Here is a 17,488-nt window from a genome sequence, read left to right on the forward strand (position 1 = left end):
CCGATGGCCGGCCCGCCTCAGGCGCGGTGCGGTACCGGCTTGCCGCCACGCAGGTTGATCCAGAAGCCCAGCAGCGCCGCCACGGCGATGACCAGCTGCGCCAGCAGGGTTTGCCAGGTGGGGTAGACGCCGAGCAGGTCGATCCGCGGCGCCTGCACCAGGCCCAGGCCAATCCAGCCGGCCTCCTGCAGGGCGGCCACGCCCTTGCCCACCAGCACCACCGCCAGCACCGCGATCAGCGCGCCGAGCTGAAGGCAAAGAATTTGCCGATCGGCAGCCGCATGCCCAGCCGCAGCAGGGCGAAGGTGATCAACGCCAATCCCGCTGAACCGACGACGAGGCCGGAAACAATCGCGCCGGCATCGCGCGGATTCCACATCGCCGCGTAGAACAGGATGGTCTCGAATACTTCGCGGTAGACCGCGACGAACGACAGCACGAACAGGAAGATCATCGAGCCACGCCCGAGCGCCGCCGACAGCCGTTCATTGAGATATTGCTGCCAGCGCCCGGCCAGGCTCTTCTGGTGCATCCAGATGCCCACGCTCAGCAGCACCGCCGCGGCGAACAGCGAGGACAGGCCCTCGGTCAGCTCGCGGTTGGCACCGCTGATGTCGATCAGCCAGGTTGCCACCACCCAGGTCAAACCACCGGCCACCAGCGCGCCGATCCAGCCGGCGTGCACCCACTTCAGCGCTTCGCGGCGTTCGGCCTTGCGCAGGAAGGCGATGATGCCGACCACGATCGGATCAACAGCGCTTCCAGTCCTTCCCGCAGCAGGATGGTGAGGCTGCCGAGGAAGGCGGCCATCCAGCTGCCGCTGCTGCCTTGCAGGGCGGCGTCGGCGCGTTCGAACAGCGCCAGTGCCTGCGCCGCGTCGGCTTCGACCTGCGCCGGCGGCATACCCTTGCCGATGTCCGAGCGCAGCTTGCCCATCGCGGTTTCGATCGCGCGCAGCAGCTCGGCGTCGCGCGCGCTGATCTGCGGCTCGACCGGCTCCACACCGTCGAGATAAGCCGACAGCGCCAGCGTCGCCGCCTGCTTGGCGTCGTTTTGCGCATAGGCGTCCACCGCTTGCCTGAGCTTGGTGCGGGCCAGCTCCAGCGAGGTTGCCTGCTTCCCGGCGGCCGCAGTCAGCGCCTGCGGCTGCGCGCGCAGGAAGGCCAGCACGGCCTGCGCCTGCTGCGGATCCAGGCGCTGCGCCAGTTGCTGCTCGCTGGCCTGTACCAGTGTCGGCAGTGACGGCAGCGCGGCGCGCAGATCCGGGGTGCCGTGCTTCCACAGTTGCTCGCCCTGGGCGCGCTGGGCATCGCTGAAGGCCAGCCCGCCGACGTAAAACGCCAAGGCCCAGCGCTGGGCGTCGGTGAGCTGTGAATAAGCCGGCATCGAGGTGCCGGGAACGCCGCGGCTGATTGCCTCGTACAGTGCCAACGGGCTGCGCTGGGAGGCGCGATCGGCGTCGGTGAAGGCGATCGGCGGCGGATCGAGTTGGGCCCCGGCGGGTCCGTCCCCGTGGCCACTGGCGCCGTGGCAGGCCGCGCACTGCTGCGCGTACAGCGCCTTGCCGGCGGCCACGTCAGGGGTCTGGGCCGGCGCCGCGGCCACCCCGTAGGCGGCCAGCAAATCCGTCGCCAGGGCGTGCGCGTTGCGCGCCACGTCGGCATCGGCCGCCTTGCGCTCGACCAGCGCGATCAGCGCATCGGCCTGGCCCAGCAGGTCTGCTTGTTTCGAATTGCCCGGCAAGGCCGCGATCCGTTCCCGCGCGGTCGCGGAGAACTCCCGCATTTCGGCATATTCGCCCGCACTGATGACCTTGCCGCCTTGTACCGCGCCGGCGTAATCGACGGCGATGTAGTCGAGCAGTTGCCAAGCCTGGCGGACTTCGGCCTCGGGGCCGGGTGCCGCCGCCGCGGCAAGACCGCTGGCTAGCAGCAGCAGGATGAAAGCGAGGCGACGCAGGAAAGACTGGGCCATGAACAGGCCTCGGAATCGGGAGTCGGGCAGTTTATCAGGATTTTGCGGATGCGAATCATTCGCGGCCGGGCGCCGTGACGGATCGCGTGGGGCCGGCCAGCGCCCGCGGGCCTGTTCGCTTCGCCTGGCCGGGGGCGGCGACCAAACCCGGCCGAGACGGGAACCGCTGCCGGCAGGGCGGGCCGCCGATCGGGCGTGATTGACGAGCAGCGTCGACCCGCCTAGTCTGGCGGTTTGCAAAGCCCTCGCCAACGGAAACCCGCCATGCCGATCACCCTGACTTTCGAGCTCAACGACAAGGATCTCGAGCATTTCAATGCTGCGGCAGAGCGTGCGCGCAAGGCGGCCGAAGGCAAGAGCGGCGAGGACATCATCGCGGCGGCCACCAGCGTGCTCGAAAATGCGCAGAAAGCCGGGGTGCCGGAGTTCATCCTGCATCGCCTGCTGCGCCTCGACGACATGATCGCGATGGTGCGCGACCAGGGCTGGAGCCTGCCGGACGCCGACCGCCAGCGGGTGATCGACACCCTGTCCTACTTCGCCGACCCCAACGACATCATCCCGGATAACGCCGGCCCGCTGGGCTTCTTCGATGATGCGGTGATGGTCGAACTGGCCGTCCACCAGCTGACCCACGAGATCGACGCCTACGACGAGTTCTGCGAATACCGCGAGCGCGAAGCCAAGCGGCGCGGCGTGGATCCCAGCACGCTGGGCCGCGCCGAGTGGATGGACGGACGCCGCCAGGAACTGCAGGAACGCATGCACGAACGCCGCGAGCGGGACGTCGGGACCGGTTACGGCCGCAGCAGCGGTTATGCCGACCGCCGTCAGTCGTATGTGCGCGCCTGGCGTCCGGGTTCGTTCCGGGTCGGCTGACGGGCGCGTGATCGCCGCGGGTTTCCGCTGGCCGGAGGGCGCCTCGGTCGAGCTGCTCAATGCGCTGTCGGCCGGGACCCTGATGGAGACGCTCGGGATCGTTTTCACCGAGCTGGGCGATGGCTATCTGCGCGCGACCATGCCGGTGGAGCCACGCACCCACCAACCCTATGGTTTGCTGCACGGCGGCGCCTCGGTGGTGCTGGGCGAAACCCCTCGGCAGCAGCGCCGGCGGGTTGGTGGCCGGCCGTGATGCCGCGGTCGTTGGCCTGGAAATCAACGCCAACCATCTGCGCGCCGTACGCAGCGGCATCGTCACCGGCACCACCCGGCCCATCCACATCGGCCGCAGCACCCAGGTCTGGGAATACCGGATCGCCGACGCGGACGACCGCGCGGTCTGCATCGGCCGGATCACCCTTGCGGTGCTGCCCAAGCCGCCGGGTTCCGGCGCCTGAATTCGGGCAGGGCTGATCAAGTCACCATTGCTTTAGGCCACCTGCTCCAGCGCGACGCGGCACACTTCCGATCATGAGCACGACGCCCCCCGCCGTCGAATCCCTGATGCGCAGCCTGCGCTACGCCTACCGTCTGCCGCTGCTGCTGCTGCATCTGCTGATCGGGTTGCCGATCACGCTGGTCCTGATTGCACTGGGCCGCGGCGGGCGGCTGTCGCACGCGGCGGTGCGTGGTTTCATGGGCGGTCTGGCCTGGGTGTTCGGGTTGCGGGTGCGGCGTGAAGGCGTGCCGCGGCAAGGTGGCGTGCTGTTCGTCGCCAATCACGTCAGCTGGATGGATATCGTGGTGCTGCATTCGCAGCAGATGATGGGGTTCATCGCCAAATCGGAAATTCGCGGCTGGCCGCTGGTCGGATGGCTGGCGATGCAGGGTGAAAGCATCTTCCTGCAGCGCGGCAACGGTGATTCGCTGGGGCAGGTCGTGGGCGAGATGGCGCAGCGGCTGCGCGCCGGTCGCGCGGTCGGCGCGTTTCCGGAAGGCGGTACCCGCAGCGGCAGGGGTGTGATCGTCTTCCACGCGCGGATCTTCGCGGCGGCGGTGGAGGCAGAGGCGCCGGTGCAGCCGGTGGCGGTGGCGTATGGGCCGAAGGCCAGCGCGCAGGCGATCATGGCGTTCAGGCCGCGCGAGCGTTTCCTCGGCAATTTTTTCCGCGTGCTCGCAGAGCCGACGCGCCCGGTACGGGTCTGCTTCCTCGAACCCGTGCTTCCCGGACAGTTCGACGGGCGGCGCGGGATGGCCGAAACGGCGCAGGCACGGGTGATCGCGGCGTTGACGGCGGACTGAGTCGCGCCGCTTTGGCGGCGACGGTCGTGCGTGTACGCTTTGCGTGCAAGCCGTTTTGCACGCGCTTTTGGAGTACGCCATGCAGATCCATAGCCACAGTTTCCAGAACCGCCAGTCGATTCCGCCCGAATTCGCCCTCGGGGCACGGGATGGCAAGGACGGGCTCGGTGGCAACCGCAACCCGCATCTGGCCTGGGAGGACGTGCCGGAGGGCACGCATTCGTTCGCCCTGCTGTGCATCGACACCGATGCGCCCACCGACGGCGCGCTGGTGGCCGATGCGGCGACGCCCATTCCGGTGGAACATCCGCGCGGGGATTTCGTGCATTGGGCCATCGCCAACATCCCGGCCGGCGTGCGCGGGATCGCGGCCGGCAGTTGCAGTGATGGCTTGACCGTGCACGGCAAGCCGGCCGGTCAGGACGCCGGCGGCGCGCGCGGCCTCAACGACTACACCGGCTGGTTCGCCGGCGATCCGGCGATGGCCGGCCAGTACCACGGCTACGACGGCCCCTACCCGCCGCCGCACGACCTGCGTGTGCACCGCTATTTCTTCCGCCTGTTCGCGCTGGATTGCGCGCAGCTGGCCCTGCCCGACACGTTCACCGCCGGCGATGTCCTGCGCGCGATGCACGGCCACGTGCTGGCCGAGACGGCGATCCACGGGACCTACAGCCTCAATGCGGCTTCGGGGCAGGGCTGAGCCCGATGCGGTATCCGTTCGTGGTGAGCCGGTCGAACCACGGACGGACCATCCCCATCAAAGAATGTAGCGACTCAAATCCGGATCCTGCGCCAGTTCACCGAGGTGGGCATCGACGTAGGCGCGGTCGATGGTGAGTGTGCCGCCCTTGTCCGGGGCGTCGAAACTCAGCGATTCCAGCAGCCGTTCCAGCACCGTATGCAGGCGCCGGGCGCCGATGTTTTCCTGGCGTTCGTTCACATGCGCCGCGATCTCGGCCAGGCGATCCACCGCCTCCGTCGCGAAGCTGAGCGCCACGCCCTCGGTCTGCATCAGTTCGACGTATTGCCGGGTCAGCGCGGCCTTGGGTTCGGTCAGGATGCGCACGAAGTCGTCCTTGCCCAGCGCCGACAGCTCCACCCGGATCGGGAAGCGGCCCTGCATCTCCGGGATCAGGTCCGACGGCTTGGCGAGGTGGAAGGCGCCGGAGGCAATGAACAGGATGTGGTCGGTGCGCACCGGCCCGTACTTGGTGCTCACGGTGCTGCCTTCGACCAGCGGCAGCAGGTCGCGCTGCACGCCTTCGCGGGAAACATCCGCGCCATAGCCCCTCGCTGCGCTTGGCGACCTTGTCGATCTCGTCGATGAAGACGATGCCGTGCTGTTCGCAGGCCTCGATCGCCTGCTCGCGCACGTCGTCTTCATTGACCAGCTTGCCGGCCTCTTCCTCGATCAGCAGCGGGCGGGCGGCGCGGATGCTCAGGGTCTTCTTGTGGGTTTGGCTGCCCCGAGAGCTGGGAGAACATCTGCCGCAGCTGCTGGCCCATTTCCTCCATGCCCGGAGGCGCCATGATGTCCACGCCGATGTTCACGCTCAGATCGAGCTCGATCTCGCGTTCATCGAGCTCGCCGGCGCGCAATTGCTTGCGCAGTTTCTGGCGGGTGGCCGATTCCTGCGACGATGGCTCGGCGGCGATGTCCACCGTGGTCACGCTCTGTTGCAGGCCGAACCCCGATTTCATCTCGCGGCGCGGCAGCAGGGCATCGAGGATGCGCTCCTCGGCGCGCTCCTCGGCCTGGGTGCGCACGCGCTGCTTGGCCTGGCTGCGGTACAGCTTGACCGCGGTATCGGCGAGGTCGCGGATGATCTGTTCGACGTCCTTGCCGACATAGCCGACTTCGGTGAAGCGGGTTGCCTCCACCTTCACGAATGGCGCGTTGGCCAGCGTTGCCAGCCGCCGCGCGATCTCCGTCTTGCCGACGCCGGTGGGGCCGATCATCAGGATGTTCTTCGGCATCACCTCGTTGCGCAGCTCGGCCGGCAACTGCGCGCGCCGCCAGCGGTTGCGCAGGGCGATGGCCACGGCGCGCTTGGCGGCCTGCTGGCCGATGATGTGGCGATCGAGCTCGGCAACGATCTCGCGCGGGGTCATGGAGGAGGAGTCGGTCATGGGGGGCGTGATTCGTGATTCGTGATTCGTGATTCGTGATTCGGGATTCGGGATTCGGGATTCGTGATTCGTGATTCGTGATTCGTGATTCGGGATTCGGGATTCGGGATTCGGGATTCGGGATTCGGGATTCGGGATTCGGGAGACGGGAGGCGGGATTCGGGATTCGGGATTCGGGATTCGGGATTCGGGAGACGGGAGGCGGGAGACGGGAGACGGGAGACGGGAGACGGGAGACGGGAGACGGGAGACGGGAGACGGGAGACGGGAGACGGGAGGTGCGGAACGGAGCCAAATGCTTTGGTTTTATCAAATCCCCAATCCCGAATCCCCAATCACAACGCTTCAACCACGATGTTCTGGTTGGTGTAGATGCAAATATCACCGGCGATCTTGAGTGCTTCCGTGGCGATGGTGCGGGCGTCCAGATCGGTATGCGCCAGCAGCGCGCGCGCCGCCGACAGCGCGTACATGCCGCCGGAGCCGATCGCGATCAGGCCGTCTTCCGGTTCGATCACGTCGCCGGTGCCGGAGATCACCAGCGAGGTGTCGGCATCGGCCACCGCCAGCAGGGCTTCGAGCTTGCCGAAGCGGCGCTCGGTGCGCCAGTCCTTGGCCATCTCCACCGCCGCGCGCTGCAGCTGGCCGTGCTTTTCGAGCTTGGCTTCGAACAATTCGAACAGGGTGAAGGCGTCGGCGGCGGCACCGGCGAAGCCGGCCAGCACCCGGCCGTCCTTGCCGAGCCGGCGCACCTTGCGCGCGTTGGCCTTCATCACCGTGTGGCCCAGCGTCACCTGGCCGTCGCCGGCGATCACGACTTGGCCGTTTCGGCGCACCGAGCAAATGGTGGTGGCGTGGAACACGGTCGGGTTCTGGCTGGGATCCATCGTTGTCTCCGCTTGAACCTGCAAGGTGGGGGCGCGCGGGCACGGCTTCAAGCGCGGCAACCGGTGGGGTTGCGATGGAGCGTGGGTGCGCAGCGGGAACCCGCTGCGCGCTCACTCGCCCTTGTCCGTGCGCTTGCGGTGCGCGCGCGGGTGCGCGCTGTCGTAGACCTTGGCCAGGTGCTGGAAATCCAGATGGGTGTAGATCTGGGTGGTGGCGATGTCGGCGTGGCCGAGCAATTCCTGCACCCCGCGCAGATCGCCGGAAGATTCCAGTACGTGGCTGGCGAAGCTGTGGCGCAGCAGGTGCGGGTGGATGCGCTTGAGCACGCCCTGGCGCAGCGCCAGCTGCTTCATCCGCAGCTGGATCGCGCGCGCGCTGATCTGTTTGCCGCTGCGGCCGGGGAAGACGAAGCTCTCCGGTGTGCCCGCGGACTCTGCCCGCCATTCGTGCAGGGCGGTGCGTGCGTGCGAGCCGACCGGCACGATCCGCTGCTTGCTGCCCTTGCCGAGCACGCTGACCAGGCCCTGTTCGAAATCGAGATCACGCCAGCGCAGCGCGCACAGCTCGGACAGGCGCAGTCCGGAGGAATACAGCAATTCCAGCAAGGCGCGGTCGCGCAGTCCCAGCGGCGCGTCGGTGGCCACTTCGACCAATCGGGAGGCTTCATCGACATCGAGCACCTGCGGCAGCTTGCGCGGCGCTTTCGGCGCGCGCACGCCGGCGGTCGGCAGCGCGGTGATGCGGCCTTGCTTGAGCAACCAGCGGTACAGGCTGCGGCAGGCCGAGAGCCGGCGCTGGAGCGACTTCGGGGTCAGTCCACGGCGGTGTTCGCGGGCGATGAAGGCGCGAATGTCGTCAGCATGCAGTTCGAGCAGGTCGCGGCCTTGCGCGAAGTCGGCAAGCGCGGCCAAGTCGCGGCGATAGGCGTCCAGCGTGTGCAGCGAGCTTTGGCGTTCGACGCGCAGGTGTTCGAGGAAGGCGGCAACCGGCATTCTTCCATCATCCTCGTTCCGCGAGGCGGGGGAAACCTGGCGCTCTGCCCGCGACTCAGCCCGCCGCCGACTCCCGCTGCAACGCCACCGCCAGCGCTTCGCCCATCATGCTCAGGAACATCGTGCCCATGCCCGGGAAGAAGCGGTTGCCGTCGAAACTGCCGACTGCAACCAGTCCGACACCGGCAAGGCTCAGCAGCGCCGAGCTTTGCACGTCCTCGGCGCGGACGCCGTAAAGCAGCGCGTTCTTGTCCGGGTGCAGGCGGCCGCAGACCGGCTCACCGCTGGCCAGCAAATCCTGAAAACCGGCCAGGCGCGGGCTGTCGGGCGGAAGATGCTGGTACCACTCGGCGGCGTCCAGTTCGGGCAGGTCGCGGAAGCTGACGATCCGGACCAGATCGCCCTGGAAATCCTCGGTCAGGCTGGCGGCCATCGCCCGCAGGGTGTCGGCGGCGCTGCCCTGCTTCATCAGCGCCAGCGCGAGCTGGTGCGTGCGCACCGCCAAGCGTTCGTTGTCCTGCGCGTTGGCGGCCAGCGTGTGCAGGCGGCGGCCGAGCTCGCGGTTCTTTTCGCGCAGGATTTCCAGCTGGTAGCTGGCCAGCGAGGCGGTCTGCCCGTTGTCGCGCGGCAGCACCAGCGATTGCGCCAGATCGGGGAACTGCAGGAGGAAGTTCGGGTGTCGGCGCAACCAGGCCGCCACTTCGTGCGCGCCGAGTTTTTCGGTGCTGTCGTCGTAATCCACGCTCAAGGCCATTCTCCCTCGAAGACGAAGGCGGCCGGGCCGCCCATGAAGATGGTGCCGGAATCGCTTGCCTGCCGGATGTGCAGGCAGCCACCGGGCAGTTCAACCGTCACGCCGCGCGCGGCATCGACGCGGCCGCGCGCGGCCAGCACCGCCACCGCCGCGCAGGCGCCGCTGCCGCAGGCCAGGGTCTCGCCCGCGCCGCGCTCGTTGACGCGCAGGCGGATGTGATCCGGTGCGCGCACCTCGGCAAAGCCGACATTGCAGGATTCCGGAAACATGCTGCTGCGCTGGAGCGCCGCGCCCAGCGTCGCCACCGGCGCGCCGGCCACGGCGTCCACCTCGATGACGGCGTGCGGATTGCCCATCGACACGGCGCCGAAGCGCAGGGTTTGCCCGTCGATGTCGAGCGCGTATTCGTCCTGCGCGGCGGCAACGCCGGCCAGCGGAATGTCGGCCGGGGCAAAGCGCGCCGCGCCCATGTCGATCACGAAGTCGCCGTTGCTGGCGCGGGTCACGGCGTGCTGGCCGGCCGGACTTTCGATCACGAATCCTTCCGCCGCCGGCGCACTGCCGTCGCGCACCAGCCAGGCCGCGATGCAGCGCGCGCCATTGCCGCATTGGCCGGAGGCCGAGCCATCGGCATTCCAGATGCGATACGACGCGACCGCCGCGGCGTGTTGTGGAGGTTCGATGGTGAGGATCTGGTCGCAGCCGATGCCGAAATGGCGATCGGCCAGCTGTTCGCACAGTGCCGGCGTCGGTGCGGGCGTGCCGTCGCGCAGGTCCAGCACCACGAAATCGTTGCCGGCACCGTGCATCTTGGAAAAACGCATGGCCGGCTCAGCGGACGGGATCGGGCTGGGGCGCGCTTTCCGGGGCCGCCTGGGTGGATGCAGGCGCGGCGGGTGCCGGCACAGGCACGATCGGCTCAGGCGCAGCCGCTGCCTGCGGCTTGTCCGGCAGCACCAGTGGCCCCTTGTTGCCGCAGGCGGCCAGCAGGCAGGACAGGAGCAGCAGGAAGATGGCGCGTTTGATCATGGCGGAAGTGTACCCGTGCCCCGCGCCGCCGTCGCGGTCAGGCGCGCAGATCAGCCTTTCGGTTCCGGCCGCCGCCAAAGCCACAGCGTCACCGAACCCATGATCGCGATGCCCAGCGCCGGCACCCACCAGACCGGCGAGAACACCAGCATGGAGACCGCCGAGGCGGACATCATTCCGGTCGCCAGCCATTTGGCGCGGCGGGCGACGGTGCCGTCACGTTCCCAGTCGATGATGCTCTGGCCGAATTTCGGGTGGGTGACCAGCCAGTGGCGCAGCCGCTGCGAGCCGCGCGCGGCGGCGAAGGCGGCCAGCAGGATGAAGGGCACGGTCGGCATGATCGGCAGGAACGCGCCGATGATGCCGAGGATCAAGCTGATCCAGGCCAGTGCTGCCCAGAGGTGGCGGGTCATGCGGCGGGCTGTCCGAGTCGCGGTGTGATGACTGGCATCGAGGGTTCTGGTCCGTTCATGGTTCGACAGGCTCACCACGAACGGGATGTGGTCCCGTGATGAAAGCGGTGCGCGCCGCGAAGCTCAATCGACCCCCAGTTGTTCCAGCATGAAGGCGTACATCTCGGCCTGCTCGCGGTAGCGGCGGAAGCGGCCGGATTTGCCGCCGTGGCCGGCGTCCATGTTGGTGCGGAAGACGACAGGTGCGGCAGAGGTGTTCACATCGCGCAGCCGCGCCACGTATTTCGCCGGCTCCCAGTATTGCACCTGCGAATCCCACAGCCCGGTGCCGACGAACATCGCCGGGTAGGCCTGCGCGCGCAGGTTGTCGTAGGGCGAATAGCCGAGGATGTAGTCGTAGTAGGTCTTGTCCTCGGGGTTGCCCCATTCGTCGTATTCGTTGGTGGTCAGCGGGATCGACGGGTCCAGCATCGTCGTCACCACATCGACGAACGGCACCTGCGAGAGGATCACCCGGAACTTGTCCGGCGCCATGTTGGCCACCGCGCCCATCAGCAGGCCACCGGCGCTGCCGCCGTGGGCGGCGATACGGTTCGGTGCGGCGTAGCCTTCGCGCACCAGAAAATCGCGGACGTCGATGAAATCGGTGAAGGTGTTGACCTTCTTGAGCAGCTTGCCGTCCTCGTACCAGCGCCGGCCCAGTTCCTGGCCGCCGCGGACGTGGGCGATGGCATAGACCATGCCGCGATCGAGCAGGCTGAGCGTGCTGATCGAAAAGCCCGGATCCATCGATGCGCCATAGCTGCCGTAGCCGTACAGCAGCAGCGCGGCTTGACCGTTCTTTTCAAAGCCCTTGCGATAGACTAGCGAGACGGGGAGGCGGGTGCCGTCGCGCGCCGTCGCCCACAGCCGTTCGGTGACGTAGTTGGCCGGGTCGAAATCACCCAGCACCGGCTGGCGCTTGAGCAGGCGGCGTTCGCCGGTGGCCACGTTGAGCTCGTACACCGTGCCCGGGGTGGTCATCGAGGTGTAGCTGTAGCGCACCCAGGCGGTGCCAGGCTCGCTGTTGGTGGCCAGTCCCATCGAATAGGCCGGCTCGTCGGCGCGGACGAATTCCTCGCTGCCGTCGGCGCGCAGCAGGCGCACGCGCTCCAGCCCGCCGCTGCGTTCGGCAATCGCCGTGAAGCCGTCGAACAGTTCGAAATCCTCGATCAGCACGTCGTCGCGGTGGCCGATCCAGTCTTGCCAGTCCGTGCGCGATGTCGCACCGTCGGCGGCAGTGACGAGCTTGAAGTTGGTCGCGCCGTCGGCATTGGTGCGGATCACCCAGCGCCCGCCGAAGTGGTCGGCGTCATATTCCACGTCGCGCGCGCGCGGAGCGAGTACGGAAAACTGCACGGGGTTTGCGGCCGGGGCGTAGCGCAGCTCGGAAGACAGCGTGCTGCTCATCGCGATGACGATGTAGCGCTCGTCGCGGGTGCGGTCGATCGCCAGATAATAGTTGTCGTCGGTCTCCTCATAGACGACGGGGTCGTCCTTCGGATCGGTGCCGAGGACGTGTTTCTTCACCCGCACGGTGAGCAGGGTGTCCGGATCGTTTTCGATGTAGAACAGGGTGCGGTTGTCGTCGGCCCAGACCAGATCGCCGGAAACGCCGGGGATCGTTTCCGGATAATCGACGCCGGTGGCGAGGTTGCGGAAGCGGATCACGTGCTGGCGGCGGCCGTTGCTGTCCTCGGCCCAGGCCAGGGTCGTGTTGTCAGGGGACACCTCGTAGTCACCGACGTTGTAGTAGTCCTTGCCGGCGGCCAGCGCGTTGACGTCCAGCAGGATTTCTTCGCCCGTGAAATTGCCGGCGGCGTTGGCGGCCAGCAGGGAAGCCGCATCGACGCCGGGGCCGTCCTTGCGGCGCGCATGGATCGGGTAATCCTTGCCGGTTTCGAAACGGGCGTAATACCAGTACCCGCGTTCGCGGAAGGGCACGCTGGCGTCGTCCTGGCGGATGCGGGCGACGGTTTCGTCGTAGAGCTTGTCTTGCAGCGGTTTGGTTGGCGCCAGCACGGCGTCGGCGTAGGCATTTTCGGCGTTGAGATAGGCCAGCATCGCCGGGTTCTTGCGTTCGTCGTCGCGCAGCCAGTAGTACGGATCCTGCCGCTGCGCGCCGTGCGGCGCGGTGACGACGTGCGGGTGCTGCGCGGCGTCGGGCGGCGTGGGCAGGGTTTGGGCGTGGGCAGTTGGGCTCATGAACAAGAGGCTGGCAAGGGCAATGGCAAGGAGAGGCTTCATGGATGGCGCCTGTTGCGGGAATTGCAATGGTGGGGTGGTGTATGTGACGGATCATGGCTGTTCCGTTCATGGTTCGACAAGCTCACCACGAACGGAACCATTTGCATCGTGCCCGGTATCGTAATCCGTCCGTCCTGAGCCCTTCGACAGGCTCAGGACAGGCCTGTCGAAGGATGAACGGCAGAGCCAACGGACTCGGGCCTTGGCCGGTGCCGTTCATGGTTCGACAGGCTCACCACGAACGGGAGGTGGGGGCCACGAACGGACGAGCCCTCCGATACCGAGTCAGGCTCGGCTTGCCCGGAAGCAGTCATTGCCTTCCTTGTCGCGCCAACCGATCCCACAGGAAGGTCCAGGCCAGCGCGCTCATGTGCGCGGCCTGGGCGTTGTCGGCGGCGCCGCCGTGGCCGCCTTCGATGTTCTCGTAGTAATGCACGTCCTTCCCGGCCGCTTCCATCTTCGCCATCATCTTGCGGGCATGCGCCGGGTGGACGCGGTCGTCCTTGGTCGAGGTCAGGAACAGCGTCGGTGGATAGGCCCGGCTGGCGTCGAACAGGTGGTAGGGCGAGAAGGTCTTGATGAAGTCCCAGTCGCTGGTATCGGGATCGCCGTATTCGGCCATCCACGAGGCGCCGGCCAGCAGGTGGCTGTAGCGCTTCATGTCCAGCAGCGGCACCTGCACCACAATCGCGCCGAATTTTTCCGGGTATTGGGTGAGCATATTGCCCATCAGCAGGCCGCCGTTGCTGCCGCCCATGGCGCCCAGGTGCGCGGGTGAGGTGATCCGGCGCGCGACCAGGTCGTCGGCGATCGCGGCAAAGTCTTCATAGGCCTTGTGACGATTGGCCTTGAGCGCGGCCTGGTGCCAGCGCGGGCCGTATTCGCCACCGCCGCGGATATTGGCCAGCACATAGACGCCGCCGCGCTCCAGCCAGGCCTTGCCGATCGCGCCCGAGTAGGACGGCGTCATCGAGATTTCAAAGCCACCGTAGCCGTACAGCAGGGTCGGCGCGGTCCCGTCGAACTTCCGATCCTTGGGCCGCACCACGAAGTACGGCACCCGGGTGCCGTCTTTCGACGTGGCGAAGTGCTGTTCGATCACTTCCTTCCAGGCATTGAAGAACTCGGGGTTGGACTTGAGCTTCTCCGGGGCCTGGCCGACCTCCACCAGCGACAGCGTCGTCGGGGAGAGGAAATCGGTGGTGGTCATCCACACTGCGTTGCTGTTATCCGGATCGACGGACGAAACCGTCACCGCACCGATCGGCGGCGCGCCGATGAAGTCCGATTTGCTCCAGGCGCCGGCGCCGGGGGTGAGCACGGAGAGTCGGTTCTTGACGTCTTCCATCACGTTCAGGACAAGATGATCGCGGGTCCAGCTGTAGCCCGCCAGCGCGGCGCGATCGGTGGGCGTGAACAGCGCGGAGAATTCGCGCTTGCCGGCCATGAAATCGTTGAAGTTCGTGGCGATCAGTGCGCCGGCCGGATAGGTCCTGCCGTCCGCCGTGTACGGCTCGCGCAGCTCCAGCAGCAGCCAGTCCTTGTGCACGCTCTTTTGCGCCGAGTTGGGCGCATCGATCCGGGTCAGCGCACCGTCTGCGCTGCGCAGGTAGAGCTCATCGTTGTAGAAGGCCAGCGTGCGGCTGACGAAGTCGCGGGCGTAGCCGGGGGTGAAATCGTGGAAGGCGGCGATGTACATGTCGCCGGGTTGACCGGTGTAGACGGTGCTGGCGCTTGCCATCGGCGTGCCGCGCTTCCAGACCTTGACGATGTTGGGATAGCCCGAGCTGGTCATCGTGCCCGGCCCGAAATCGGTGAACACGTACACCGTGTTTTCGTCGATCCATGCCAGCCCGCCCTTGGCCTCGGGACGGAAGAAACCGCCTTCGACGAACTGCTTGCTGGTGAGGTCGAACTCGCGCGTGACGTCGGCATCCGAGCCGCCGGGCGAAAGCGCGATCAGGCAGCGCTGGTAGGCGGGCTTCAGGCAATCGGCGCCGTGCCAGACCCACTGCTTGCCTTCGGCGGCGTTGAGCGCATCAAGGTCGAGCACGGTTTCCCACTGCGGCTCGGGCTTGCGGTATTCGGCCAGCGTGGTGCGCCGCCACAGGCCGCGCTGGTGCTGGGCGTCCTTCCAGAAATTGTAGTAGTAGTCGCCGATCTTCTCGACCCCCGGGATCTTGGCGTCGGAATCGAGAATGGCGCGGATCTCGCCTTCCAGTCGCTTGAACTCAGGCGATGCGGCAATGTCGGCCTCGGTTCGCGCATTGCGTGCGCGCACCCAGTCCAGCGCACGCTGGCCGGACACGTCCTCCAGCCAGGCATAGGGATCGTCGGTGGGCGGCGCCGTTTGCGCGGCTGCCGAGGCGGCGATGGCGAGGCTGGCGATCAGGCAGGCGCTGGAGAATTGGGACATGGCGGGCTCCGTGGCAAAGGCGTCAAACCGGGAACGCTAGCACGCAGCGGCGGAACCGCGGATGTCCTGAAGGTTGGCCGAAGGCCGGGAACGCCGCGCCCGTGGTTCAGGCGCGACGTGCTGAAGGCCGCGGGATGGCCGTCCGCCGAACGCGCTGACGGCGCGCCTGCGGGCGGCGGCGGCGCGGCAGTGCCCATGCAATCTGCGGTTTCGCCAGCCGCAGCAAGCTCAGCCACGCCGCCAGCGGCATTCCGACCAGCCACAGCGGCAGCCAACCGATCCAGGCACTGCTGCCGCGCGCGGCGGGGATCAGGATGACGAGGGTTGCGCCAAGCAGAACACACTGGCGCAGGAACAGTTCAAGCGAGCGGCGGGACATGGCGGTGCTCCGATGCTGGGAAAGCCAGCTTGCCGCGCCCGCGTCGCACGGATTGAGACGCTCAGAACCCCGCCGCGTCCAGCGCCTTTTCCGCTTCGCGGCGGCCGATCTCGATCAGTTCCGAGGCGCGCCAGAATTCGTAGAACTCGCAGGCGTCGCGCGGGATGCGGATCAGCAGGTCGGGCGGTTCCAGCGCCAGCTGCACCCGGCCGATGCGCTCTTGCATGGTGTCCAGCGCGCGCGACATCACTTCCATCAATTTGAAGTGGTGCTGCGGCGGCTTGGCTTCGTCGTCGCTGAAATGGCGCTCCACCCAACGCCCGAGGATGCCGGGAGATTCCTTGGCATTTTCCGCAACCAGCTCGCGCACCGGATCGGCGGCCAGCTGCGGCGGCCGTGAGTGGATGTCGACCGCGATCACCCGGTGCGGCCCGGCCAGCCGGGTGGCGGTGATCGGCAGCGGCGCCAGCAGGCCGCCATCGACCAGTTCCATGTCGCCGATGACCATCGGCGTGAAGATGCCGGGGATGGCGAACGAGGCGCGGATGGCATCCCAGAGATCGCCGCGGCGCAGCCAGACCTCGCGCTGGTGCATCAGGTCCACCGCCACGGCGGTGAAGTCGATGGGCAATTCCTCGATCCGCGGTTCGCCCACCACCTTGCGCAGGGTGCGCACCAGCTTCTCGCCGGTGAACATGGCCGGGCGACCGAACCCGGGATCGAGCAGGCGCAGCATCTCGGCGCGGCTGGTCGTCTGCATCCAGTGCATCAACTCGGGCAGCTTTCCTGCAGCGCAGGCGCCGCCGACCAGCGCGCCGCAGGAGGTGCCGGCAATCGCCCGGATCTGCATCCCGCGTTCCTGCAGCACTTCGATCACGCCAATCTGCGCCAGCCCGCGGGCACCGCCGGCGCCCAGCGCGAGTACGATGCTGCGGTCCTGGGCATTGTCCATGGCAGGTGCGTCGGTGGCGTTCATGGCGCGTCTTCGTAGTTGCTGATCGCCAGCTGCAGCAGGGTGCGCAGCTGCATGCGCAGTGCCTTTGGTTCGACCAGTTCGGCGTCGGCACCGTAGTGCAGCACGTCCATCAGCAGTTCACGCGGGACCGAATACGGAACCTTCAGCTCGTAGCGCCCGTCGGGCAGGAACTGGCCCTGCTGCTGCGAATGCCAGTGTTCCTCGGCGACCCAGCGCGCGGCCTTGGCGGAAAAGCGAATGGTCGCCCAGCCCTTGGGCGCGCCCGAGAAGATGCCGTAGCTGGACGCAAGATGGGCATTGAGTTCGGCGGCATCGAGGTCGCGGGCGCGGCCCTCGCCGGGCTTGGGAGCCGTGATTCGATCGAGCGAGAAGCTGCGCAGCGCTTCGCGATCATCGTCCCAGGCGTCGAGGTACCAGTTGTCGCGGTAGTGGGTCAGACGCTGCGGGCTGACGCTGCGCCGGGTTTTCTCGTCGGTGGAACGGGCGCGATAGTCGAAGCCGAGGGTGTGGCGTTCGAGCACCGCCGAGGCAACCAGGCGGAATACGTGCTCGTCGAGTTTTCGGGTGCGGTGCGGGATCACCCGGATCCGTTCCAGCGGCCAGCGCTTGCCGCCGGAATGTTCATCGAGCAGTCTGTCGATGCGCTGCTGCAGCGGGGCCAGCACCTCCGCGAGCATGCCGCCGCCGCTGCGCGCCAGCAGTTGCTGCGCGGCCACCAGCGCGTGCAATTCCTCCGAGGTGAGCCACAGCCCCGGCAGTTCGAAACGTTCGGCTTCGGCCCGGTCGTAGCTGAAGCCGGCGTCGCCGTCGCCGATGACGGGCGCCATCAGCCCATCGCGCAGGAAGGCGAGGTCACGGTAGACGGTGGCGCGCGAGCAGCCCAGTTCGTCCTGCAGGTGAGCCACCGTCACCGGCCGGCGCGCGGCCTGAAACGTGCGGTGCATCGCGATGATGCGCTCATAGCGGTCCATCGTGCGATTATGCGTCAGCAGCACGGGGATGTGGCCATGGTCGGCACGTGCCTGCCGATCGCCACAGTGGCGCCATCCGGGCGCCGCGAATGGCGC

At 67.5% G+C, this 17,488-nt stretch carries 17 protein-coding genes and 2 pseudogenes; 4 read left to right on the plus strand and 15 right to left on the minus strand.

What is annotated here, in order from left to right:
- Positions 1-17: 17 nt before the first annotated feature.
- Genes M9902_RS12045 through M9902_RS11035 form a run of 3 tightly spaced genes read right to left on the minus strand, consistent with a single transcriptional unit; the run spans position 18 to position 1,974 of the window.
- Positions 18-230, minus strand: coding sequence for a hypothetical protein (locus M9902_RS12045; protein WP_343231885.1), 213 nt, complete (start codon positions 228-230; stop codon positions 18-20).
- Positions 231-235: 5 nt separating this feature from the next.
- Entirely contained in the window at positions 236-742 is a 507-nt protein-coding gene (locus M9902_RS12050) for an FTR1 family protein (RefSeq protein ID WP_343231886.1), read from the minus strand.
- Complete coding sequence (locus M9902_RS11035; RefSeq protein WP_343231887.1) at positions 691-1,974, minus strand: cytochrome c; 1,284 nt, start codon at positions 1,972-1,974, stop codon at positions 691-693. The genes M9902_RS12050 and M9902_RS11035 overlap by 52 nt, the downstream gene beginning before the upstream one ends.
- Before the next feature lie 264 nt (positions 1,975-2,238).
- Between M9902_RS11035 and M9902_RS11040 the strand changes: the two genes are divergently transcribed.
- From M9902_RS11040 to M9902_RS11055, 4 genes and pseudogenes are all read left to right on the plus strand, one after another.
- Complete coding sequence (locus tag M9902_RS11040) at positions 2,239-2,853, plus strand: DUF1232 domain-containing protein (RefSeq protein ID WP_297223001.1); 615 nt, start codon at positions 2,239-2,241, stop codon at positions 2,851-2,853.
- Positions 2,854-2,935: 82 nt separating this feature from the next.
- A pseudogene (locus M9902_RS11045) lies at positions 2,936-3,311 on the plus strand (hotdog fold thioesterase).
- Between the two features lie 73 nt (positions 3,312-3,384).
- Positions 3,385-4,155 (plus strand): lysophospholipid acyltransferase family protein, encoded by a 771-nt coding sequence (locus M9902_RS11050; protein WP_297223003.1) that lies wholly within the window; start codon positions 3,385-3,387, stop codon positions 4,153-4,155.
- 79 nt (positions 4,156-4,234) lie between these two features.
- Positions 4,235-4,858 (plus strand): YbhB/YbcL family Raf kinase inhibitor-like protein, encoded by a 624-nt coding sequence (locus M9902_RS11055; RefSeq protein WP_297223005.1) that lies wholly within the window; start codon positions 4,235-4,237, stop codon positions 4,856-4,858.
- Between the two features lie 57 nt (positions 4,859-4,915).
- Here the strand turns inward: M9902_RS11055 and hslU are convergent.
- The 12 genes and pseudogenes from hslU to M9902_RS11115 form a co-directional block, all read right to left on the minus strand.
- Positions 4,916-6,288 (minus strand): annotated as a pseudogene (hslU, locus tag M9902_RS11060) (ATP-dependent protease ATPase subunit HslU).
- Positions 6,289-6,623: 335 nt separating this feature from the next.
- Positions 6,624-7,175, minus strand: coding sequence for an ATP-dependent protease subunit HslV (gene hslV, locus M9902_RS11065; protein WP_297223007.1), 552 nt, complete (start codon positions 7,173-7,175; stop codon positions 6,624-6,626).
- 111 nt (positions 7,176-7,286) lie between these two features.
- Positions 7,287-8,168, minus strand: coding sequence for a tyrosine recombinase XerC (gene xerC, locus M9902_RS11070; RefSeq protein ID WP_297223008.1), 882 nt, complete (start codon positions 8,166-8,168; stop codon positions 7,287-7,289).
- 55 nt (positions 8,169-8,223) lie between these two features.
- Positions 8,224-8,916, minus strand: a complete 693-nt coding sequence (locus M9902_RS11075) for a DUF484 family protein (protein WP_297223010.1) — start codon at positions 8,914-8,916, stop codon at positions 8,224-8,226.
- On the minus strand, positions 8,913-9,746 hold the full coding sequence (gene dapF / locus M9902_RS11080) for a diaminopimelate epimerase (protein WP_297223012.1): 834 nt from the start codon (positions 9,744-9,746) through the stop codon (positions 8,913-8,915). The genes M9902_RS11075 and dapF overlap by 4 nt, the downstream gene beginning before the upstream one ends.
- 7 nt (positions 9,747-9,753) lie before the next feature.
- Positions 9,754-9,951, minus strand: a complete 198-nt coding sequence (locus M9902_RS11085; protein ID WP_297223014.1) for a lipoprotein — start codon at positions 9,949-9,951, stop codon at positions 9,754-9,756.
- A gap of 50 nt (positions 9,952-10,001) precedes the next feature.
- Positions 10,002-10,364, minus strand: a complete 363-nt coding sequence (locus tag M9902_RS11090; RefSeq protein ID WP_297223016.1) for a YbaN family protein — start codon at positions 10,362-10,364, stop codon at positions 10,002-10,004.
- Positions 10,365-10,487: 123 nt separating this feature from the next.
- Positions 10,488-12,650, minus strand: a complete 2,163-nt coding sequence (locus M9902_RS11095) for a S9 family peptidase (protein WP_297223018.1) — start codon at positions 12,648-12,650, stop codon at positions 10,488-10,490.
- A gap of 310 nt (positions 12,651-12,960) precedes the next feature.
- Complete coding sequence (locus M9902_RS11100) at positions 12,961-15,066, minus strand: prolyl oligopeptidase family serine peptidase (RefSeq protein WP_297223021.1); 2,106 nt, start codon at positions 15,064-15,066, stop codon at positions 12,961-12,963.
- 106 nt (positions 15,067-15,172) lie between these two features.
- Positions 15,173-15,445, minus strand: a complete 273-nt coding sequence (locus M9902_RS11105; protein ID WP_297171516.1) for a hypothetical protein — start codon at positions 15,443-15,445, stop codon at positions 15,173-15,175.
- A 61-nt stretch (positions 15,446-15,506) separates the two neighbouring features.
- Entirely contained in the window at positions 15,507-16,421 is a 915-nt protein-coding gene (locus M9902_RS11110; protein ID WP_297223024.1) for a patatin-like phospholipase family protein, read from the minus strand.
- Positions 16,418-17,392: a YafY family protein gene (locus tag M9902_RS11115; protein WP_297223027.1), complete on the minus strand. Its 975-nt coding sequence runs from the start codon at positions 17,390-17,392 to the stop codon at positions 16,418-16,420. Before M9902_RS11115 ends, M9902_RS11110 begins: the two co-directional genes overlap by 4 nt.
- Between the last annotated feature and the right edge of the window lie 96 nt (positions 17,393-17,488).

Origin of the sequence: Thermomonas sp. (genome assembly GCF_023953935.1) — a bacterium.
Taxonomy (GTDB): Bacteria; Pseudomonadota; Gammaproteobacteria; order Xanthomonadales; family Xanthomonadaceae; genus Thermomonas.